Here is a 22,106-nt window from a genome sequence, read left to right as displayed (position 1 = left end):
GGAACGGGCTTTGCCCGGCCGCAGGCGCCGTCCCCTGGAAGGGGCAAAGGCACGACACGAAGTGCGTGTCCGATAGGGGTGATTCTTTTTCCAGTGGGGGCCGGGGTCCGGCTTTGCCGGCCCCAAGGCGCCCGTCCCCTGTAAGGGGAAAAGGTGTGACACGAAGTGCACACCGATAGGGGTCAGCCCAATATAGTGGCCAAGCTGGCTTCGAGGTGCTCGGACGGCAGGCGCTTGAAGCCCGAGCGGGCAAACCGCTGCAGGCGGCCCACCATGAAAGCCACGATGACCGAAGCGCGGACCTGGGCGTCCACCGTGGGGGTGGCGGCGCCGTCGGCGGCGGCTGCGTCGCGCAGGCTTTGCTTGAGGCTGGATTCCAGTTTGTCGAAGAACTGGTTCATGCGCTCCTGCAGGCGCTCGTTTTCAAACACCAGGGCGTCGCCGACCATGACGCGGGTCATGCCGGGATTCTTTTCAGCGAATTGCAGCACCATGACCACCAGCTTGCGGGTGCGGGCGGCATGGTCGGGCTCGCGCTCGCCGATCTGGTTGATGAGGGTAAAGACGGTTTGCTCGATGAACTCGATCAGGCCCTCGAACATCTGGGCCTTGCTGGCGAAATGGCGGTACAGCGCCGCTTCGCTGACTTCCAGCCTGGCCGCCAGGGCCGAGGTGGTGATGCGCTCGGCGCCCGGCTGCTCCAGCATGGTGGCCAGCGCCTGCAGGATCTGGACCCGCCGCTCCCCGGGTTTGGGGCGCTTGCGCACCGCGGTCTCGGCGGACGCTGGTGCGGCCTGGTGGCTCAGTTCGGTTTCAGGCGCGAGGTCGGACATAGGCGAAGAGTGAAAAATGTTTCAAAAAACCGGATATCGTTTCAATTCATTCTCGCACAGGGAAGTGACGGTTCATTGCTTGAAGTGCCCCGGTTTTACGACGTGAGGCGTAGCTACAACGTTCTCTTTCGTAACAGCGAGCGCTCACTGTGGCGGGCGGACTACAAACTCAGGCGGACCCGCAATCCACGCGGCCCGGAGGCCGCAGTGCCGCCGTCACCGAGTTCCAGCTCGGAATGGTGGACACGGGCAATTTCACTGGCGATGGCCAGGCCCAGGCCGTTGCCCTCACCCTCCGTGCCCTGAACCCGGTAAAAGCGCTGCAAGGCCTTGGCGCGCTCATCGGGCGCAATGCCCGGACCGTCGTCCTCGACTTCCAGGAATACCCCCCAGCGCGGATGCTCAGGGTCGCCGCCGGCGTCCGGCGGCGGCGACCCGGCACTGACACCGCAGCGCAGGGTGACAGTGCCGCCGGCAGGTGTGTACTTGACGGCGTTGTCCACCAGATTACCCAGCAGTTCGCGCAGCAGCCACTCGTAGCCCGTGGTCTGGGCGGGCTCGGCTTCCAGCCCCAGGTCTATGCCCTTGCGGGCGGCGGCGTCCAGGTGCAGCGGCAGTATGGACTCACACAGGTCCTTGAGGTCCACCCGCTGCATGGGCTGGGCGGCCGCGGCCGTGGCGTCGGCGCGCGATAGCGCCAGCAGCTGGTTGGCCAGCTGCGAGGTGCGGCGGGTCGCGTTGCGCAGCTTGGTAATTTTCTCGGCCGAGAGCGTGACGGCGCCGTCCGAACCCGCGGCCTGCGCCACCCGGGCCGCCTGGGCCCAGGCCTCCACTTGGGCCTGCAGCCCGGCCAGCGGCGTGCGCAGCTGGTGCGCGGCATCGGCCACAAAACGGCGCTGGCCCTCGGCCTGGTCGTTCACCAGACTGAACAGCCGGTTCAGCGCGCTGACCAGCGGCTGGACCTCGGCGGGCGTGGTCTGCGGGTCGATCGCGCTCAGGTCGCGCGGGCTGCGGCGCTCCACCGCGTCCTTCAATTCGATCAGCGGCTTGAGGGCGCGCGTGACGGCCCAGTTGAGCGCAAAACCCGCGGCCATCACCAAAATGAGATTGGGCAGGATCACCTTGAGCAGCACGGAGCGCACCCACTGCTGGCGCGGGTCCGAGCCGTCGGCCAACTGCACGATCAGCTCGCCGGCGGCCGTGTTGGCACGCTGGGCCGCGATGCGGTAGGTCACGCCCTTGTGTTCGATGCTGTGGAACTCGGTCTCATGCGTGGCCGGCAGGAGTTCGGGGATCCATTCCTCCCCCGCCATGAATTCACCCTGGACATCGGAAATCCGGAACCCGGCGGAACCTATGCGGCCCTTGAGGAAGTCGTCCACGGGGGGTGCCAGCAGCAGCAAGGGTTCACGCCCGCCAGGCGTGATGCCGGGCCCGACCACGGAATCGGCCAGCAAGGGGATCAGCCGCGCCAGTTGCTGGTCTTTCTGCAGCGCGACGTTGCCGGCGGTCTGGTAGTCAAAGTAAACACTCACCAGCGCAAAAATCCCCAGCGGCACCAGCAGCAACAGCAGCAAGCGGCGCTGCAGGCCGGACTTCATGGCGGGTGGCATCAGGCGGCTGTTGCCTGTTCGTACGGCCAGGTCGGCCGCGCGGGCCTTGAGGCGGTCGGCCCAGGAGCGGCCGGGGGCGTCCATGCGCGGTGCTTACTCGGCGCCCGCGCCCGGCATGCCGGTCGTGGTTTCCGTCAGTTCGAGGCGGTAGCCAAAACCGCGAATCGATCGCACGGCGATGCCGTGCGGCTCGAGCTTGCCGCGCAGGCGCGAGATGTAGACCTCGATGGCGTTGGGCGTGATCTCCTTGTCCCAGCCGGTCATGGCCTGCAAAAGCTTGTCCTTGCTGGCAGGCTTGGGCGCATTGATCAGCAGGTATTCCATCACCGTCCACTCGCGCGGGCCGAGCTCTATCAGCTGGCCGTTGGCCCGCGCCTCGCGGTTGGCGGTATCCAGCTCCAGCGCGCCGAAGCTCAGGGTGGCGCTGGTGGCGGCCTGCGAGCGGCGCAGCAGCGCACGCAGGCGCGCCAGCAGTTCGGGCAGCTCAAAAGGCTTGACCATGTAGTCGTCGGCACCCAGGTCCAGGCCCTGGACGCGGTCCTGCAGGGCGTCGCGCGCGGTGAGGATCAGCACCGGCATGGCCATGCCGCCGCGGCGCAGGCGCCGGGTCAGTTCCAGCCCGTCAATGCGCGGCAGGCCGATGTCGATGATGGCGGCGTCGAAAGTCTCGCCCTGAAGGACCTCCTCGGCCCGCTCGGCGCTGCCGACCCAGTCGACCGCGTAACCGGCGTCGCTAAGCCCCAGCTTGATGCCGCTGGCCACCATCACGTCGTCTTCCACTAAAAGTAAACGCATTTCAAGGCCCTCAGCAATACGATGGGGTCTCCTACGAGTGCCAGCGCGGAACCGGCTTTGCCGGGCCGCAGGTGGCGCCCCCTCGGGGGGAGGCGCCGAAGGCGCTTCGGGGGGGTATCAATGACTTCGGATCATGGTGCCGTAGGCCTGGTCGGTCAGGATCTCCAGCAACATGGCGTGCGGCACCCGGCCGTCAATGATGTGCACCGAGTTCACGCCGCTCTTGGCCGCGTCCAGCGCGCCTTCGATCTTGGGCAGCATGCCGCCGGAAATCGTCCCGTCGGCGAACAACTCGTCGATTTCGCGGGCGCTCAGGTCGGTGAGCAGCTCGCCGGCCTTGTTGAGCACGCCGGGGGTGTTGGTCAGCAGCACCAGCTTCTCGGCCTTGAGCACCGTGGCCAGCTTGCCGGCCACCACGTCGGCGTTGATGTTGTAGCTTTCGTTTTCCTCACCGAAGCCGATCGGGCTGATCACGGGGATGAAAGCATCGTCCTGCAGGGCTTTGACCACGCTGGGGTCAATGCTGACGATGTCGCCGACAAAACCGATGTCGTGTTCTTTGGAGGCGTCATCCTTGTCCAGCATCTTGAGCTTTTGCGCGCGGATGAGCCCGCCGTCGCGCCCGGTCAGGCCCACGGCCTTGCCGCCGGCCTGGTTGATCAGTCCCACGATGTCCTGCTGCACCTGGCCGGCCAGCACCCATTCGACGACTTCCATGGTCTCCTCATCGGTCACGCGCATGCCCTGGATGAAGTGGCCCTTCTTGCCCAGGCGGTTGAGCGCGGTCTCGATCTGCGGGCCGCCGCCGTGCACCACCACCGGGTTCATGCCCACCAGCTTGAGCAGCACCACGTCTTCGGCGAAGTCGGCCTGCAGGGCCGGGTCCGTCATGGCGTTGCCGCCGTATTTGATGACCAGGGTCTTGCCGTGGAACTTGCGGATGTAAGGCAGGGCCTGGGCCAGGATTTCGGCCTTGTCGCGCGGGCCGACGTGGGAGAGGTCAGGATCAGTCATGGAGGTGTCGCTCATGGCCAAAAGTCAAAAAAGGGAGGGGATGGCGCGATTGTGCAGCATAGCCGGCGTTCCGCGGCCGCAGCCGGTCGGTCAGCGCAGCGTGGTCAGGTAGGCCGGATCGAAGCGGCCCGGCCGGTAGCCGAAGTCGCGCGTCGCGTCCTGGTGGTCGAACACCAGGTCGGCCTGCATGCGCAGGGCCATGTCGGCCGTCAGGTGCGAAAAGCGCGGATGCAACCGCGCCAGCCGCACCGCGATACGGAAGGCCCAGATCGGGACGGGAATGAAAACCGGCTTGCGGCCCAGGGTTTCAAACACGCGCCGCACCATGTCGACATACGCGAGCGTCTCGCCACCGCTGAGGTTGTAGGCCTTGTTGAAGCTTGCCGGCGCGTCCAGGCTTTGCACACAGGCCAACGCCAGGTCTCGCGCATTCACCGGCTGCCGGCGGCCGAGGGCTTGGCCAAAGCGCGGGAAAAACCCGAAGCGGCGTATCAGCCGCGCGATGTCGGCGACATTGCGGTCCCCGCCGGCGCCGCCGTAAATCAGCGTCGGCCGAAAGATCGTCCAGGCCAGGCCCAGGCGCTCGCACTCGGCCGCCAGGTGCTCTTCGGCGGCAATGAGTTTGTTGACCACTTCCAGCTCATAGGGGCTGGCCGAGGCGAGCTTGGTGAAACGGCTGGTCGAGCTGAAAGCAATCACGCGCCGCACGCCGCGCGCATGGAATTTTTCGAGCCAGCCTGGGAGCAGCCAGAGGCTTGCGGTGTGGATGAGGGTGCCGGCGTGGGTATGGGGCAGCTCCGCGCTGTGGTCGGCCAGATCGAGGCGAAGCCAGGCGTCACCTGCCGGGCCCACGGGCCGTTTTCTCCCGAGCGCGACAGCAGGAACCGCCCGCTCATCCAGCATCGGCATCAGCAAGGACCCGATGGTGCTGGTTGCCCCGGTCACAAAAACAGCCTTCACGCCCTGGCCCATGGCTTATTCATCCCTCAGTTGCCGGGCGGTTTTCCGGAGCGCCTCGTCCACGGAAAGCGGCGGGTTCCAGCCCAGCAGGCGCCGTGTTTTTCCGATGTCGACTTGCAGCGTATCGCAAAGCCGCTGCACGACTGCCTCCTTGCCCAACAGGCGTCCGCCAATCCGCAGCAGAACCATAGGCACAGGCAACAGCCTTGCGGGCCTGCCGAGCGCCGCCCCGGTCCGCCGCAGCAGGTCCGATACGGTCAGGTCTTCCCCATCGCTCACGAGGAAGACCTGGTTGGCCGCTTTCGGATGGCGCAGGCAAACGGAAATCAGGTCGACCACATTGTCGATGGCGACAAAACTTCGCTGGTTATCCAGCGCACCCAGGGGCAAAGGCACCCCCTTGAACACCCAGCGCATCATTTCATGAAAGTTGGCCTTGACACCCGGGCCGTACACCAGCACAGGACGCACGATCACAATCTCCATCCCGGTTTCCGCGCCCAGCTGGATCAAGGCCTGCTCCGCTTCAAACTTGGAGATGCCGTATGCATCGATCGGCTTGGGCACATCGTCCGCGGTGAAAGGCTGGCCGACCACGGTTGCCTCTCCGTTGACCTTGACCGAGCTCACGAAAACAAAGCGCCGCACACCCGCCTCGGCCGCCTGGCGCGCGAGCTTGAGGGTGAGCGCCGAATTCACCCGGCGAAATTCAGCGAGCGGGTCCGCAGCCGTGTCGCGCATCTGATGTACGCGGGCAGCGAGATGGACGACGCTGTCCATACCGGAAAGCGCGGGCGCCCAGTCGGTGTGCTCCCCCACTTCGCCCATGGCCCGGTAATCCGACACCCCGGCTTGCCCGTTCGCGCTCTTTTTCCGGACCACTCCGCGCACGCTGCACCCCTGCGACGACAAGGCCACGCACAGCGCCTGGCCGATGAACCCATTGGCCCCCGTCACGAGCACCCGATGCCCCGCCGCGGCGGGTTGCGGCATGGCAGCGGCGGCAGGGGCTTTGGGCTCGGCCGAAGGCCTGCTGCTGAAAATGCCACCCCACTTGCGCCAATAGAGCCAGCCGGACCTGGCCGTACCGAGCTTGGCCGCCAGCGAACGATGGGTGTCCCGGGCCCACTGATGGATAACGCTGACAGTGGGCACATAGACAACACGGGCGACCTGCAGCAGGCGCCGGCCGATGTCCGCATCCTCGTAATGGAGGAAAAAATCCGGATCAAAACCGCCGATCTTCTGCAACGGCGCCGTGCGAAAAAACATGAAGCAGCCGGTTGGGTATTCCACCGGGTGAATCGGTTTTTCATAATCGCAATCGCGCATCTCGAACTCGTGGTTGACGAACTCCAGCTTGCGTTGCAGCCAGCGGGGTGAAAAGCTGCGCAAAAACATGATGAGCAGGGTCGGATGGCGCTTGCAGAGGTAGTGGCGTTGGCCGTCTTCACCGAAAACAGCGGGGGTCAGCAGCCCGACCTCGCCATGCCCTTCCATAAACCGTACGGCCTCCAGCAGCGCATTCGCATCCACGAAAAGGTCGGGGTTGACGACGATGTGGTAGTCGGACCTGGCGTTGCCTATGACCAGGTTGTTGCCTCGGCCGTACCCGATATTGCCCGGCGAGCGCACCAATTCCAGCGTCCAGTCCGGGGCCGCCGCCCGAAAACCCTCCAGCCAGGCCGAGACCTGGCCGTGCACCTGGGCGTCGTCGGAGTTGTCGACCAGGGTCAGGCCCAGTTGCAACGGGCAGTGCTGCCTGGCAAGCCGGCCGGCCTCCTGCAGCGCGCGCAGCGTGCGCTCTACCGTCGCGAGATCCGGCTTGAAGAGAACCAGCGAGGCACTGATAACGATCGGGTTCATGTCAGCTGTTCCCGCCCTGGTCTCGCGGCTGGCGATCCACAATGGTCGCGGGAACTCCCACGGCGAGCGCATGCGCCGGCACGTCGCGCAACACCACGGCGTTGGCGCCTATCCGGGCATGGTCGCCGACCATGACACGCCCGATGACCTTGGCCCCTGCGCCTATCAGCACCTCGTTGCCGATCACGGGTCGCTCTGACACGGTGAAGCCCATGTCGGGCTCGCTCGTTCCCAGGGTCACACCCTGCAGGATGGTGCAGTTCTCGCCTATGCGCTCCGCGCCGATGACAGTGCCCACCGTGTGAGGCAGGAACAAGCCCCCGCCAATCTGCACCTGCGGGGACACCTCAATCCCGAAGACAAGGACGTTCAGCATCGAGAAAAGTTTGGCGAACACGCCGAGGCGGCGCGTGTGGAAGAACTCCGCCAGGCGAAGCAGTACCACCGGCGCCATGCGCGGATTCAGGCAGCCCCGCAGCAGCATTGAAGTGGACACGGCGCCCACATGGCCCCGCATGCCGTAATAACGCGCGATGTCCAATTGCAATTTTTTCACGGAGTGACCTTCTTGTAGGCGAGAAGTGCCGCGGCGCCCGCGCACAACCCGACCGCCGCAGCCAGCCCGCCCGCGAACCCGGCGAAGGCCCATTGCGAAGCGGAATGGGCCAGGGCGAAATAGAACAGGGGCAACGCCCCGCCCAGCAGCAGCGGCCAGATGTCGCGCCGTCGCATGAGCGGGTTATAAAAACACGCATATTCCACCACGAATACCAGATAAAGAAAATTCGGCAACACGAAAGCCCAGCTCAAAGCCTGCAGCGATCCGAAACTGTCAAGCGCGTAGCGCGTGGAGGCGAGCAGCAGCAGGTTCAGGGCCACGTCGGAAACAACCAGCACACGCGACTTTCGCGTCGCAAGGATCAGGGTTCCGTAAACCCACGAAACGCCGCGGAACAATACGGCGATCACCAGCACCGTGAGCACCTCGCCCGACGCATGGAACTGCGGACTGTAAAGCAGGCTGATCAGCGGCTCCTTCAGCAAGACCATCGCGTGGCAGGCGAGGATACCGACCCCCAGCACAAGGTAGGCCGTTTTGAGCATGCAGGCCCTGCGGTCCTCCGGCCGCACCGCGGCGGTGAGCCGTGGAAGGTAAATGGCGCTGCAAGCCGTCAGGAACAGGGTTGTGTAGTTGAAGGTGAGAGTCCAGCCCGCGTCGAACAACCCGGAGAAAGCCAGCCCCTTGGACTCAATCACCCAGGAGCGGATCAGCAGCAGCGCCACCGTGGTCGACAGCGCGGCCACAAGGTTGGACACGGCAAACCGGGCAAAGGCCCTGCTTTGCGCGCGGGGCAAGGTGCCCAGCCGCAATCCCCCCGCAAGCCCCGGCAAACGCGACACGCCAAAGGCGCCCACAAGGCAGGTGACGCCGAAGCACAGCACAAACGCGGCGGACAGGAGCAACGGATCCGGCGGCAGATGCCACCAGCCGGCGGCGCCCAGCAGCATGACCAGCGCGGCCGGCCCGGCGACTTGCGCCACCGCCAGAAAGGGGTAGGACCGGTAGCCGTTCAACACTGCGAGGGCGTAGGTTCCCGCCACGTTGAGCAGCACCGCCAGCGCGATCCAGCGCACGGTGGCCACGATATCCGCCGCGCTTGAGGCCAGAAAAAATGAGGCCAGCCAGGGCGCCGCAACAGCGATGACCAGCACCACAAGCAGGCCCGAGATGCCGATCAGGCGCGCGGCCGTCGCACGGAACCGCCGGCGCTCGGCTTCGTCCTGGCGCTCGGCGAGCCCCTGGACCACAGAATTCGTGCCGCCGAATGTGGCGCCCACCGTGGCCGCCTGCGCCATTTGCCGCAGTTGGGAAAAAAGTCCGACGCCCTCCGGCCCCATCCAGAAGGCAACCGCCTTGAAGCTGAGCAACCACAGAAAAGCCGAGCCGAACACACCGGCCGTGCTTGCCAGGACCCCGCCGCGAAGGCTTGCCGGAAGTGCGCGCATGCCGTGGCGTTGCTAGGCGTCCAGCCTGCCAACCGGCGCGGGGCGCAGGYGCGCCAGCAGCAAACCCCACAGGAAGTAGGCAAAAATTCCCGGGTAAGGTTGCCTCAGCGTGACCTTGAAATTGCTGTCGACCAGCACCAGAAAAGCCACCAACGCCACCAGCCACCAGGTCTGGCCCGGGAGGGTCGCGCGGCGCCGCCAGACGAGCTGCGCGGTAAAAACAACCAGGGCCAGCATAGGCAGGAGCGAAACCAGGCCGAAGTTGTAGGTGAAATCGAGATACCAATTGTGAGCGCTCGTCTTGACCGCGCGCGGCAAAGGCTCGACGTGCCCGAAGGCCATGGTGCGGGCGTTTTCGGTGATCCCATTGAGGAACAACGCCCAATCGCCAAGGCGGTCACGGATATTCACGGGCATCTTGCCCTCTGCCAGCATTTCGAATTTCCCGACGTAAAGCCCGTTGTTATCGGCGACGCTCGTATTGGTTTTGGCCAGGCTGTAATACACGCCCACAGCCATCACCGCCACAACGATGCCACCGGCGAATGCGGCAAAACTGACGAGGCGAGCCTTCCTGAGCCCGAGCATTTTTCGTGAGAAAAACAGCACCACAAAGCCGCCGTAAAGGCCGACCGTGAGAAACGACGCGCTGGCGATCGCATAAATACCCATAAAAACGGTCAGGCAGCGAAGCAGGACTTTATGGCGGTCCCACAGATGCGCCATTGCCACGCAATAGGCGGCAACGAAGATGACGGGCACAAACTGGAAGTGCTGGTAAATGCTGAAAACATAAAGGTAGTGCGTCAGCGTCAGGGTGTCCTGCCACCACCCGACGGCCAGCTGCACGGGGACCAGCAGGAGGAGAACCCACATGAAGGCCCTTGGAATCACATCCTCTCCATCCTGCACCAGCTGCCCCAGTACCAGGCCCATGGTGGGAAGCAGGAACTGCGCCGCAAGCAGGGCCTTGCGCTTTTCAATGTCAAGGCTTTCACCCGCGAAAAGCATCGACACCAGCATGGCTGCAGCGAGTACCGTGATGAAAAGCGCCGCCGGCACGGCCTGTCGGCGGTTGCGGGCAAGCGCGAGTATGCCCAGCACGCAGGCAGCAATGGAAATCGGCAAAGGCAGCGTGCTGAGCACGCCGCCGGAATCCGTGACATACCGAAGGCTCTTGTAAATGCCGCCGGACAGCTGGATAAACAGCGGAAAAAGGAGTGCGACTCCGATCAGCCAAAGCGTTATGTTGCGGGTTCTGGATTGCATGGCGTTCTAAGGGGGGCTGTGGCGCGGCCAGTTTGCTTCGCCGCGCGCGGCGCCGCATGTCGGCTGCCACGGTCAAGCCCGGATTGAGCATTGTCGCGAGTATTCGGCTCCGCCTTCAAATTGTGCCGTATCCGGCGCCCTGAAAATTTCCGGCCAGGGCGCGGCGCGGGGCATTGACACGGCCCAAAGCCGCTTTCCCCGGCAAAACCTGGGCGGGTTGCCCGCTTTTGGCGCCGGCAGGCGGGATCATGGCGAAATGCAGCTTAAACTTGGCGGCCGCCCTTCCCGAGGACGCCGCCCACCCTGAAAGCCCCTGCAATCAGTACCAGTACCGCGTGGGTCGCCAGATTCAGGAAGCCGACGGGCCTTTCGGCCCATTTTCAGCAAAGTCAAGGCAAAAGCTAAACTGGCTGCCCGGCAAGCAGATCCCGAACGACCGGGGTGGGCGAAGCCGGGATAGAACCATTCACAACGCGAAGCGCGGGGGGCGGCAGCAGCCCTTCGAAAACCCGAAACAAGTTATTTGATATGTCGCCGACTCAGCCGAACAAATTACCCGACATCAGGATCGCGATCATTGGCCTTGGCTATGTGGGCCTTCCGCTGGCGGTGGAGTTCGGGAAAAAGAGGGCCGTCATCGGCTTTGACATCAACAAAGCCCGGATCGAAGAACTGAAATCGGGCCATGACCACACGCTGGAGACCGAGCCGGATGAACTCCGCGCCGCCCGCCACCTCACTTTCAGCGCGAACGCGGCCGACCTTGCCGCCGCAAACTGCTTCATCGTCACGGTGCCCACCCCCATTGACGAGCACAAGCGGCCGGACCTCACGCCGCTGGTGCGCGCCAGCGAGCTGATTGGAAAAGTGCTGAAAGCCGGCGATATCGTCATTTACGAATCCACCGTCTATCCGGGCGCCACGGAAGAAGACTGCGTCCCGGTGCTTGAAAAATTTTCCGGCCTGGTTTTCAACCGCGACTTTTTCGCCGGCTATTCGCCAGAGCGCATCAACCCCGGCGACAAGCAGCACCGGCTGACCAACATCAAAAAAGTGACGTCCGGCTCCACCCCGGAAACCGCCGACCTGGTGGATAGCCTGTACAACGAAATCATCACGGCCGGCACGCACCGGGCGGCCAGCATCAAGGTCGCCGAGGCCGCAAAGGTCATCGAAAACACGCAGCGCGACCTCAACATCGCGCTGATCAATGAGCTGGCCATCATTTTCAACCGCATGGGCATCGATACCGAAGCCGTTTTGCAGGCGGCCGGCAGCAAATGGAACTTCCTGCCGTTCAGACCCGGCCTCGTCGGCGGGCATTGCATCGGCGTGGACCCGTATTACCTCACCCACAAGGCGCAATCCATCGGCTACCACCCCGAAATCATCCTCGCGGGCAGGCGGCTCAACGACGGCATGGGAGCCTACGTGGTGGCCCAGCTCGTCAAGGCCATGACCAAACGCCGCATCCACGTGGACGGCGCGAAAGTGCTGGTCATGGGCTTGACCTTCAAGGAAAACTGCCCCGACCTGCGCAATACCCGGGTCATCGACATGGTGGCGGAGCTGAAGGACTACAACTGCGTGGTTGACGTCTTCGACCCCTGGGCCGACCCGGAAGAAGCGCGGCGGGAATACGGTATCTCACCCGTGGCGCAACCTGAAGCAGGCGCCTATGACGCCATCATCCTTGCCGTTGCCCATCACCAGTTCAAGGCAATGGGCGAAGCCGAGATACGGAAACTGGGTGTCCAGACCCATGTCCTGTATGACCTGAAATACCTGCTTCCCGCAGAGGCGTCGGACCTGCGGCTCTAATATGCCAAGCAGCAAATACGAACAACTCCTGGCCCATCTTGCCGCTCACCCGTCCACCTGGCTGGTAACGGGCGCAGCCGGCTTCATCGGCAGCAATTTGCTTGAGCATCTTCTCAAGCTGGACCAGCGCGTTGTCGGGCTGGACAACTTCGCGACGGGCTACCAGCACAACCTGGACGCCGTGCAAGCCAGTGTCACGCCGGCGCAGTGGGCCGGGTTCAAGTTCATCAAGGGCGACATCTGCAACCTTTCGGATTGCCAGGCGGCGTGCGCCGGAGTGGACTATGTGCTGCACCAGGCTGCGCTCGGCAGCGTCCCGCGCAGCATCGACAACCCGATCGCCACCAATGCGACCAATATCGGTGGCTTTCTCAACATGCTGGTCGCCAGCCGGGATGCCAAGGTCAAGCGCTTTGTCTATGCCGCCAGCAGCTCGACCTACGGCGACCACCCGGCGCTGCCCAAGGTGGAAGCCAATATCGGAAAACCGCTGTCGCCCTATGCCGTGACGAAGTTCGTCAACGAGCTTTACGCCGAGGTCTTTGCCAAAACCTACGGTTTCAAGACCATAGGCCTGCGCTACTTCAACGTGTTCGGGCAGCGGCAAAACCCCAACGGCGCTTACGCAGCCGTCATCCCGAAATGGACCGGATCCCTGATGGCCGGAGAGCCGGTGCTGATCAACGGCGACGGGGAAACCAGCCGGGATTTCTGCTTCATCGAAAACGCGGTTCAGGCAAACCTGCTGGCAGCCACGACCGACAACCCCGAGGCCAGCGACCAGGTCTACAACGTCGCGGTGGGCGACCAGACCACGCTCAACCAGCTGTACCGCTACCTCGTGGCCTACCTGTCTGCGGAATTCCCCGCGATACGCGACGCCGCGCCGGTTTACCGGGACTTTCGCTCGGGCGACGTCAGGCATTCGCTGGCGGACATCAGCAAGGCCTCACGGCTGCTGGGATATGCCCCGGCTTACCGGATCGAAGCCGGCCTGCAAAAAGCCACCGCGTGGTATGTGCGTAATCTGCCAAAACAGCCGGCCGCTTCCACGGGTTCCCGGTAATCCGCCACATCGCCCGCCACACCCTGCACATGCATAAAGACCACACGACCGTTCTCATCACCAGCCGCAAAGGCTGGGGCTTCCCCGATATCGGGGAGCTCTGGGGGTTTCGCGAACTCATCTGGATACTCGTCACGCGCGACATCAAGATCCGCTACAAGCAGACCGCGATAGGCGTGCTCTGGGCCATCCTGCAACCCCTGCTGACCATGGTGGTGTTCACCGTGATTTTCGGCAAGCTGGGAGGGTTGCCTTCCGACAACCTGCCCTACCCGGTCTTCGTCATGACGGCCCTGCTGCCCTGGCAGCTGTTTTCAAAGGCCCTGACGCAAGGCAGCACCAGCATGGTCACCATGGGCGGCATGATGGGGAAAATCTATTTCCCGCGGCTGATCGCCCCCCTGTCGTCCATTCTCTCCGGCCTCGTCGACTTCGCCATCTCATTCGGGATCCTGATCGCGCTGATGTTCTGGTATGGGGTCTACCCGCGCTGGGAAGTCGTGCTGGCGCCGGTTTTCATCCTGCTGGCGCTGGCCTCGGCCATGGCGGTCGCACTGTGGCTGAGCGCCATCAACGCGAAGTACCGCGACGTGCAGCAAGCGATGCCTTTTCTCACGCAGATCTGGATGTTCGTGACGCCGGTGATCTACCCGACCTCCATGATTCCGGAAAACTGGAAATGGCTGTTCATGCTCAACCCGATGGTGAGCGTGATCGACGGCTTCAGGTGGTCGCTGCTGGGCATCAAGCCCCCGGACATGCCCAGCCTGATCGTGTCGTCGCTCTCGATTGTGATCCTGACCATTGGCGGACTGGTGTACTTCGCCCGCTTCGAAAAAGACTTTGTTGATCGGCTTTGAGATTCAGATGACTGCTTCGATATTGCGACTTGATGGTGTTGGCAAACAATACAAGCTGGGCGGCATGGCGCCCTACCAGACCCTGCGCGACAGTGTCGCGAGTTTTTTCTCGCGCAAGGGCCAGGCAAATGCGCCGGAAGACGACAAAGGCTTCTGGGCCTTGCGCAATGTCTCCTTCGAGCTCAAGGAAGGCGAAGTGCTGGGGATTGTGGGCCGTAACGGCGCCGGCAAAAGCACGCTGCTCAAGCTCCTGAGCCGCATCACCACACCCGACGAGGGCGAGATCAGGGTGCGCGGCCGCATCGGTTCCTTGCTGGAGGTGGGCACCGGCTTTCACCCCGAGCTCACAGGCCGTGAAAACATCTACATGAACGGCGTGCTGCTGGGCATGACGCACCGCGAGGTCGGCCGCAAGTTCGACGAAATCGTCGCGTTTTCAGGTGTCGAGGAGTTTCTGGACACCCCGGTCAAACGGTATTCCAGCGGCATGCGCGTGAGGCTCGGCTTCGCGGTCGCGGCGCACCTGGACCCGGAAATCCTCGTCATTGACGAAGTGCTCGCCGTGGGCGACGCCGAATTCCAGCGCAAATGCCTGGGCCGCATGAACACCGTCGCCTCCGAAGGCCGCACTGTGCTGTTCGTCAGCCACCAGATGGAAGCTATCCAGTCGCTGTGCACGCGGGCCATCTGGCTGGAGTCGGGCCAGATGAAGCTGGACGGGCCCGCATCGGAAGTGGTTTCTTCCTACCTGGCCTCCACCGCGCAGGCCACCGTGTCGGGTATCGGCAGCAGGAACGACCGCAGCGGCAAGGGCAACTTGCGCATCACCGACCTCACGATCGGCGACGACGCCGGCCGTCCGCCCTCGACGGGCCGCCCTGCCACCATCGTTTTTTCCATCACCGCCAAAGAGCCGGTACAGGTACAGGAAAAACTCGTGGCGCGCTTTTCGATTCGCGACAACATGGACCGCATCGTGGCCCTGCTGACCAATGAATCCCCGGGCCAGGAATTGACGTTTGACGGCAGCACCGGCGAAGCCCGCTGCACCATTCCCAAGCTCGCTTTGATGTCGGGTGAATACACCGCCGACGTCTCGCTCTGGAGCAACGGCTACCTCGAGGACAAGGTCAACCGGGCACTGGGCTTTACCGTCATGGCGGGCGACTATTTCGCCCACAAAACCTACCAGATCGGCTCATTTCACGTGGACCAGGACTGGAGCTCCAATTGCTGATACCCCGCAACTCCCGCCTCGGGTTCTGGCTGCGCCGCATGCAGTGGCTGTTCTGGCCTATGCGCGTGCCCCGCTGCGACGACAGCGTGCGCATCCACCCCACCGCCATCTTCACGGGCTTTCCTGAAAACGTGGAACTGGGCCGCAACGTCATCATCGACGCCCATGCGCTCATCCATTGCCACAAGACCGGAAAAATCCGCATCGGCGACAGCTCCTACATCGGGCCCGGCGCCATGGTCCACACCGGCAAAAAAGGCGGCTTTGTCACCATCGGGCAAAACTGCACGGTGCAGGCTTACTCGCTGGTGCACGGCCATGGCGGCTGCGAGATCGGCAACGACGTCCGCATCGCCGGGCACACCGTCATCATTCCCGCCAACCATCGGTTTGAGGACACGACGGTCACCATCCGCGAACAGGGCTTGACGAAGAGCGGGATCAAGATCGAGGATGACGTCTGGATGGGCGCGGGTTGCCGCATCCTGGACGGCGTCACCATCGGAAAAGGATGTGTATTGGGCGCGGCCACCGTGGTGCACAAGTCCCTGCCGCCCGGCTCAGTGGCCGTCGGCTCGCCGGCCCGCGTCGTCAGCAACCGTTTTGAATCGCAACCCGAGGCCGGCCAGGAATAGGGCAGCTTGCCGCCGGCCCCGAATCTTCTCTACCCGCTTCTCTGCCCACTTCCCTACCCCTTGACCCAGTGAGTGCCGTCATGAACCAAGACATCAAAGACCATCTCTACGCCAATCTTGAGAAAGTGGCGATCGTCACCGACCCCTTTCCTTACTTCTACATGCGTGACGTGCTACCCGCGCAGTACTACGAAAAACTGATCGCGGCTTTGCCCCCCAACGAAAGCTACGACCGTTTTCCCGCGCCCTATGAATCGCGCCTGGGCCTGGACCTTTCCCGGAAAACCCTGGATAAATTTCCCGAAACCGGCCGCGCGATCTGGCAGGAATTCGAAGCCTGGATTCATTCCCAGGAATTCCTCGACAGGATCACCGCCAAGTTCCAGCCCTTCCTGGACGTCAACGCCTCCTACCGGAAAGAGCAACTGAAGAAAGCGGCGACCGGGCCTTCCACGGTGCGCATAGAGCCCCGAAGCCTTCTGGTGCGCGACTACTCCAACTTCGCGATCTCGCCGCACACCGACTCGGGCAGCAAGACCATCGTGGGCGCGTTTTACCTGCCCAAGGATGAAGCCCAAAAACCCTTCGGCACCAGTTTCTACCGGGCCCGCAACCCGTCCTTCACCGACTGGGACTCGGAGCGCTTTGAGTACGCCGACTTCGAGGTCGCGTACACCGCCGAGTACCTTCCCAACTCCATGCTCTTCTTCATGAAGTGCGACCATTCCTTCCATGGGGTCGAAGAGCGCGAGTACTCCAACACCGGCCGCGACGTCCTGTTCTGGACACCGGCCATCGCCGGCAAGCAGATCACCGACAAGCCGCTGTCCCTGCCCACCGAGCTGTTCCTGAAAAAAGGCGGCATCCTCAACCAGGTCAAGAAACTCTTTGCCTGACACGGCCTTGCAGCAAGCCGTGGACAAGGCCGCCACCGCCGTTTTTTTTGACCGCGAGGATGTGCTGCTGGCGCCTCCTCTGACGGCAGGCGCCATCGCAGTGGCGCTGTCTCCGTCGGCGCTGTTCGCGGCGCGGGAGGCCGGCATCGCGGTGCAGGGCACCATTGCAGCCTTTTCCCGCCAGGGGCACGAAAAATGTGTCGCCGCTGCCGGCGCCGCGCTGGACGATTTTGACGGCGCCGCCGACTTGGCCGGGCTGCCCCCGTCGGTAGCCCTCATGGCGAGGCAGTCCGTCTGGGGCCACGCCAGCCTCGTCTACCGGCTGCATGAAACACTGCCCCCCGGGCCCTGGCGGGTGCGCAACCGGTCCGGCGCCTGGGTCGAGGCCGAGGACTGGGCGGCACTTCACCACGCCATGCTGCCCAGAATCTGGAGCTACGGCCAGGCCCACTTCATTTCGGGCGCCCGCCCCCCCTGGCCCTTGCTCTACACATTTTTGAACTCGCTGTCGGCACGCATCGCGGCCGGCCCCGGCGGGAAATGGGTGGCAGCTCCCTCTCCAAAGCTCAAAAACGGCTTGCGCCAGGCGCTCAAGGACGTGGGCGCAAAAGTGGCAGTGTTCCAGCCCACCAAGGGGAGCTGGAGCGACTACGCCGATCTGTTCCGGGAGCATCAAAACCACGGTGCGGCGCGCACTTTTGCGATCCCGCCCTTGCCCCCCGGGGACCCGCGCGTGCGGCGAGTTCTGGCAACGCTCGCGAGCCTGGGCCAAGCCCTGCGCGATGAAAAAATCCGCTCGGCGTGGCAGCTCTACCAGCCGTACTTTGCCCAGGTGATTCCCGTCATGCTGGCCATCACCACCCAGGGCGGCGAACTGATGCGCACGCTGGCAGCGCCCAGCGCCACCAGCTACGAAGCCAATTCATGGATCTCCGCGTCCCTGATGGAGGCCGCCGCAAACGCCGGTTCGGCCCGGGTCATCTTCAACCACAATTCCAATCCACCCTCCGATTCGCCAACCGCCGCGGCGGTGCTCGATGTCCTGTTCACGCAGAGGACTGCCAACCGGCTTGTGGATGTCGCGGCGCTCTGGTCGCCGGTCACCGGCCAGCGGGAATTTCACGGGGCGGCGCGCAAATGCGATGTGCGGCTCAGCTACCCCGCCACCCAGAAAATCCGCAAGCCCGGCGATCCCTTGCGCATCCTGCACGCGGGCAACTACCAGAACTGGTCGGACTTCTTTCCCTGGATCGCGGAAACCGCCGACGAGTACATGGACGGCTTGTCGGCACTGGCCGACGCGGTGGAACGGCTCGACGGCGTTGAGCTGACGATACGCGTCAGGCCCAAGCGTGAAGTCGACTCCCAGGTCGTCCAGTCCCGGCTGGGCCACCGCCGCAATGTGGTGGTCTGCGGGGTTGAACAGGAATTTCTGGAACAGCTCGCGGACAGCGACCTGCTGGTCGCCCACTTCTCCACCACGGTGGAACAGGCGCTGCAAATGGGCAAGCACGTGCTGCTGTGGGGAAGCGCGGACCGCTACACGCAGTTCCCGGCCCGGGAGAACCCACCCGCCGGCGCATTGAACGACAGCGTTTACGCCGTGCGCGACGCGGCCGCGCTACCCGCCATGCTGGCGGGCATTCGCGACACCGTGCGTGCCACCGGCGACGGCGGACGGCCAGCAGCGGCGTATGCTTTTGGTACGGCGACGCCCGGGGTGGCGCAGCTTGCGTCCTTCCTGATCAACCCAACAGCCCCAACCGAGGCGGTACACCCATGACCCTGCTATGGCTCCTGCCCATCCTCGCCGCCGTCTGCGGCATCCTGCTGGCTGCCGCCCTGTTGCGCCGCTGGTTGCCCCGCCTGCGCCTCGAATTCAGGCAACTGCGCGCCGCCGCGCGTGCCGTGGAAGCCATGGGTATCGAACGGGAACTTGGCTACCAGCTGCAGATGGCAGTCCAGACGCCCGCACTGCCATCGCCCTCCGGCTCGTCGCCCTTTGACAGCGGCACCTGGACCGTGCTGGCCGGCAACGGCGGCGGCCGCGGCTGGCCGGCCGATGCCTTCTACAAGGTGCGCGGCCTCGCCATGCACAACGGGGCTTTGCATGCGAGCCTGACCGGCCCCAAGGCCGACGGCCCCGGCGGCCAGGTATGGCGCCTCTCCGACGAAACCTGCACACAGGTCGGCGGCGACCTGGCCGGCTCCTGGCAGGCAAGCGACTCCTTTGTCGACCACCTGTTCAGCGTGGACGACAATACCCTGCTGGCCGCCGAGAAAACCGGCGTCTGGCGTCTGGCCGGCGGACAGTGGGCCCACATCAGCGAAGGCCTGGCCCTGGGCGAGAAATGCGGGCCCTACGGTTTTGCGGCCTGGAACGGGCAAGTCGTCATGGGCCAATGGGGACATCCGCGCGTCGCGCTGCTCGGCGCGAATGATCAATGGACTTACCTGCCGGACCCCGAAGGCGGCTGGGGCCCGGGCGTGCGCACCATTTACTGCCTGGTTTCCTTCAAGGGCATGCTGTATGCCGGCACCGGCACCGGCAGGCTCACGGGGCCCGCCAGCGCCGTCTGGCGTTATGACGGGACGTCCTGGGAAAAAGTCGGCGGCGCCGGCATTCGCGGCAGCTGGGCGCGTGAAGGCCTGCCTTTTGTGCTGAGCCTGGCCGTGTTCGGCGAGCGCCTGGTGGCCACCGTCTCACGTCCCGACAACACGCCCAACGCCGCCTCCAGCGTGTGGGTTTTCGACGGAGACCGCTGGGGCCCCCTCGCGGTTGGCGCAACACCGGCCCTGATGGCCGGGTCGCTCATCATGAACGACGCCATTGTCTACAAGGGGCGCCTGGTGGTGGCGACGGGACACGGCACACGCCGCTCTGCGCAAATCTGGATGCTGGACGGCGCGCAACACTGGCAAGCGGTGGGGCCGCCCGAACTGGGCAACCCCGGGCCCGGCGATGGAGGCTGGTGGGTTTATCGGCTGTGCACCGACGGCGAGAGGCTGTACGCATCCACTGCGGGGCATAAAGGGGCCGCGAAAGTGTTTTGTTTTACCCCGGCGTGAAGCGTAAAAGTCGTCCCATGCTTGGCACCATACGATTCCTGCTGGCTCTTGGCGTTGTGGCCTCTCACACACGAGGGTATCAATTCGATCTGTACCCAGATTCCGGAATCGTCGCCGTCTGCGCATTCTTCATGCTTTCTGGCTACCTGATGCCAGCTACGCTCGAGAAAAACTATAGCGGCCAGGCAACTCCATACCTCATCAATCGGGGTCTCAGAATTTTTCCGATGTACTGGGTGGCGCTCGGCGTCGCATTGGTGGTACTGCAGTTGCTGCCCGCCTGGCGAGATGCCTATGACTTCGGCTTCCAACCCGTACTGCAAAATTTCATACTACTCGGGCTCAATCAGTGGCCAAACGACACTCTTTACATCGGCCCCGCCTGGACGCTTGATATCGAACTGCAGTATTACCTCCTGGTGCCGCTCCTGATGGCACTTCGCCCAAATCTTCGGGTGTTCCTCATGGTGGTAATCGCGGGCGCCGGGGTTTACTTGCTTATTCATCCAACAGGACTGCGGGCGGTGGACCGCTCATTTTTGCCTTGGTCTGTTTATTTCTTCTCGGGCATGCTGCTTTACATGAAGATGCCTGAGGCACGGTTCTTTGTGTCTGGAAGCCGTCTTGACAAAGAACTCGGCGAACTGGCCTACCCTCTATTCATCTTCCACCCCATCGTCATTCAAGCATTCGGTCTCAAGCTGGGTTTCTGGCCATTGATGCTTTGCAACATGCTCCTGTCGGTGGGCGTTGCTTACGCCGCCCACGCCTTGCTGTCACCCACAGTGGCCAAGCTACGGCGGCGGACGGCAGCTCCAGTTACGGCCTAGGTGTATCTCCACGCCATGACTGAATGCCGTGTCGGACAAGTGTGAAGCTGTGCCCCGTTTTCCATTCGCCGAACGGTGTCTCGCGAATGCTGGACCGACCATCTGCCGCGCCGCATGAAAAGAACGCCGTGCCGCGTTCACTCAGCACAGTAGTTCTGACCGAACCCGAATACCAGTCTCCGCACAAGCCAGGCATCGTCTCCAGTGATCAGCCGATCGGACCGGCTTACGCTTTCGGCGAAGCCAGCATGAAGACTGAAATGCCTCCTATATAGGGCTAAACCGCCCTCCACACCGGGTCGCCCGGCGAGGTAAATGAGGGATACTGAGTGGTTTTTCTGAGACTTCAGCGGTCCACTCAGACCGACGTCGCGAGCTTTAAAATACACTGCCGCCTCCAACCCCCTCCCGCCTTACCTGAAAGCCCGCCTGCGATGTTGAAATTCAATGTAGATAACGACAAGTTCTGGCGTGATGGCTACCTGATTCTCAAGAACATGTTCTCTCCCGCAGAGTTTGCTTCGATGYGGGAGGACGTCTTTGCGTCCCTCAAGGGCCGCGAAGAGCGTGGAGAGCCCGTGGTGGACGCGCTCGCAGATCGCCACCTGCAGCACTGGGTGCATGACGAGCGCTTTATCCAGGTGGCCAAAAAGCTTTTGGGCGGCGACAACCTGGCGTACTACGGGGACGGCGGCTACGCCGTCGTGGGCCATGGCTATACGCCGGGCAAGGACGTAGGGGGATGGCACAGGGACAACACGGACCGCTCCGACCTCGACGCCCCCGACTGGAAGAGCCGTTACTCCCTGGTGCGATTCGGTCTTTACCTTCAGGACCATTCATCGAGTTCGGGCGGCCTGATCGTCAGGCGTGATTCCCACAACCGGGTGCTTCGCGGCTGGAAGGCCCATTTGCATGACCGCTACCTGAACACCGGCATAGGCGACGCGGGGGTGTGGAGCATGCGCATACAGCACGCCGGGCTGGGCCGCTGCATACGGGGCTTCCCGGGCCTGCCCTTGGGGCCTTACCTGCAAAATAAGTTGCCTGAGTTCATGCAGGCCCCGTTCCCGCCTGTGGAGAGGACCGGCTTCTGGATTTCCTATGCGCTGGACGACCAGCACCTTGAGCGCCACTGCGAATACCTGCTGAACCGCTCCGAGCGGCTGGCCATGTGGGCCGAAGCACGGTATTCGCCGGAAGTCATTGCGCGTTGCAATGCAGCGGGCCTCAAGGTTATCGACATGCCGGCCCGACTGAGGGCCGCCATGGCGGCGGGCCAGCCGGTGGGCCAGCACAAACACCACTACCAATTGCCCTACGCGAAAGCCTGAC

Annotated in this window: 19 protein-coding genes; 10 read left to right on the top strand and 9 right to left on the bottom strand. The window is 63.6% G+C overall.

The window, feature by feature from the left end:
- Positions 1-182: 182 nt before the first annotated feature.
- From slmA to AC1DXS_RS10280, 9 genes are all read right to left on the bottom strand, one after another.
- Entirely contained in the window at positions 183-833 is a 651-nt protein-coding gene (gene slmA, locus AC1DXS_RS10320) for a nucleoid occlusion factor SlmA (RefSeq protein WP_477737418.1), read from the bottom strand.
- Between the two features lie 161 nt (positions 834-994).
- A complete protein-coding gene (locus AC1DXS_RS10315; protein ID WP_477737465.1) occupies positions 995-2,434 on the bottom strand; it encodes an ATP-binding protein in 1,440 nt (479 codons plus the stop codon).
- Positions 2,435-2,539: 105 nt separating this feature from the next.
- The gene (locus AC1DXS_RS10310; protein ID WP_477737417.1) at positions 2,540-3,241 is read right to left on the bottom strand and encodes a response regulator; all 702 of its coding nucleotides are present in this window, start codon (positions 3,239-3,241) and stop codon (positions 2,540-2,542) included.
- 117 nt (positions 3,242-3,358) lie between these two features.
- Positions 3,359-4,255, bottom strand: a complete 897-nt coding sequence (argB, locus tag AC1DXS_RS10305; RefSeq protein WP_007862415.1) for an acetylglutamate kinase — start codon at positions 4,253-4,255, stop codon at positions 3,359-3,361.
- Between the two features lie 90 nt (positions 4,256-4,345).
- Positions 4,346-5,200: an NAD-dependent epimerase/dehydratase family protein gene (locus AC1DXS_RS10300; protein ID WP_477737416.1), complete on the bottom strand. Its 855-nt coding sequence runs from the start codon at positions 5,198-5,200 to the stop codon at positions 4,346-4,348.
- Positions 5,201-5,230: 30 nt separating this feature from the next.
- On the bottom strand, positions 5,231-7,123 hold the full coding sequence (locus AC1DXS_RS10295) for an NAD-dependent epimerase/dehydratase family protein (RefSeq protein ID WP_477737415.1): 1,893 nt from the start codon (positions 7,121-7,123) through the stop codon (positions 5,231-5,233).
- Positions 7,083-7,637: a serine O-acetyltransferase gene (locus AC1DXS_RS10290; RefSeq protein ID WP_477737414.1), complete on the bottom strand. Its 555-nt coding sequence runs from the start codon at positions 7,635-7,637 to the stop codon at positions 7,083-7,085. The genes AC1DXS_RS10295 and AC1DXS_RS10290 overlap by 41 nt, the downstream gene beginning before the upstream one ends.
- Positions 7,634-9,010, bottom strand: coding sequence for an MATE family efflux transporter (locus AC1DXS_RS10285; RefSeq protein WP_477737413.1), 1,377 nt, complete (start codon positions 9,008-9,010; stop codon positions 7,634-7,636). Before AC1DXS_RS10285 ends, AC1DXS_RS10290 begins: the two co-directional genes overlap by 4 nt.
- Before the next feature lie 90 nt (positions 9,011-9,100).
- Positions 9,101-10,357, bottom strand: a complete 1,257-nt coding sequence (locus AC1DXS_RS10280; RefSeq protein WP_477737412.1) for a hypothetical protein — start codon at positions 10,355-10,357, stop codon at positions 9,101-9,103.
- A gap of 528 nt (positions 10,358-10,885) precedes the next feature.
- Here AC1DXS_RS10280 and tviB point away from each other — a divergent pair.
- The 10 genes from tviB (at position 10,886) to AC1DXS_RS10230 (ending at position 22,105) form a co-directional block, all read left to right on the top strand.
- The gene (gene tviB / locus AC1DXS_RS10275) at positions 10,886-12,178 is read left to right on the top strand and encodes a Vi polysaccharide biosynthesis UDP-N-acetylglucosamine C-6 dehydrogenase TviB (RefSeq protein WP_477737411.1); all 1,293 of its coding nucleotides are present in this window, start codon (positions 10,886-10,888) and stop codon (positions 12,176-12,178) included.
- A 1-nt stretch (position 12,179) separates the two neighbouring features.
- Positions 12,180-13,244 carry an NAD-dependent epimerase/dehydratase family protein gene (locus AC1DXS_RS10270; RefSeq protein WP_477737410.1) on the top strand — a complete coding sequence of 355 codons (1,065 nt, stop codon included), beginning with the start codon at positions 12,180-12,182 and terminating at the stop codon, positions 13,242-13,244.
- A 29-nt stretch (positions 13,245-13,273) separates the two neighbouring features.
- On the top strand, positions 13,274-14,104 hold the full coding sequence (locus AC1DXS_RS10265) for an ABC transporter permease (protein ID WP_477737409.1): 831 nt from the start codon (positions 13,274-13,276) through the stop codon (positions 14,102-14,104).
- Positions 14,105-14,111: 7 nt separating this feature from the next.
- Positions 14,112-15,341 (top strand): ABC transporter ATP-binding protein, encoded by a 1,230-nt coding sequence (locus AC1DXS_RS10260; RefSeq protein WP_477737408.1) that lies wholly within the window; start codon positions 14,112-14,114, stop codon positions 15,339-15,341.
- Entirely contained in the window at positions 15,335-15,976 is a 642-nt protein-coding gene (locus AC1DXS_RS10255; RefSeq protein WP_477737407.1) for an acyltransferase, read from the top strand. The genes AC1DXS_RS10260 and AC1DXS_RS10255 overlap by 7 nt, the downstream gene beginning before the upstream one ends.
- 80 nt (positions 15,977-16,056) lie before the next feature.
- Positions 16,057-16,872, top strand: a complete 816-nt coding sequence (locus tag AC1DXS_RS10250) for a hypothetical protein (RefSeq protein WP_477737406.1) — start codon at positions 16,057-16,059, stop codon at positions 16,870-16,872.
- Positions 16,865-18,655 carry a hypothetical protein gene (locus AC1DXS_RS10245; RefSeq protein ID WP_477737405.1) on the top strand — a complete coding sequence of 597 codons (1,791 nt, stop codon included), beginning with the start codon at positions 16,865-16,867 and terminating at the stop codon, positions 18,653-18,655. Before AC1DXS_RS10250 ends, AC1DXS_RS10245 begins: the two co-directional genes overlap by 8 nt.
- A complete protein-coding gene (locus AC1DXS_RS10240) occupies positions 18,652-19,941 on the top strand; it encodes a hypothetical protein (RefSeq protein ID WP_477737404.1) in 1,290 nt (429 codons plus the stop codon). Before AC1DXS_RS10245 ends, AC1DXS_RS10240 begins: the two co-directional genes overlap by 4 nt.
- Before the next feature lie 17 nt (positions 19,942-19,958).
- Positions 19,959-20,771, top strand: a complete 813-nt coding sequence (locus AC1DXS_RS10235; protein WP_477737403.1) for an acyltransferase family protein — start codon at positions 19,959-19,961, stop codon at positions 20,769-20,771.
- 434 nt (positions 20,772-21,205) lie between these two features.
- Positions 21,206-22,105 carry a phytanoyl-CoA dioxygenase family protein gene (locus tag AC1DXS_RS10230; RefSeq protein ID WP_477737402.1) on the top strand — a complete coding sequence of 300 codons (900 nt, stop codon included), beginning with the start codon at positions 21,206-21,208 and terminating at the stop codon, positions 22,103-22,105.
- Position 22,106 lies beyond the last annotated feature (1 nt).

The sequence above is a fragment of the Polaromonas sp. P3_B1 genome (genome assembly GCF_056402935.1).
This window is presented reverse-complemented; position numbering and strand designations above follow the sequence as displayed.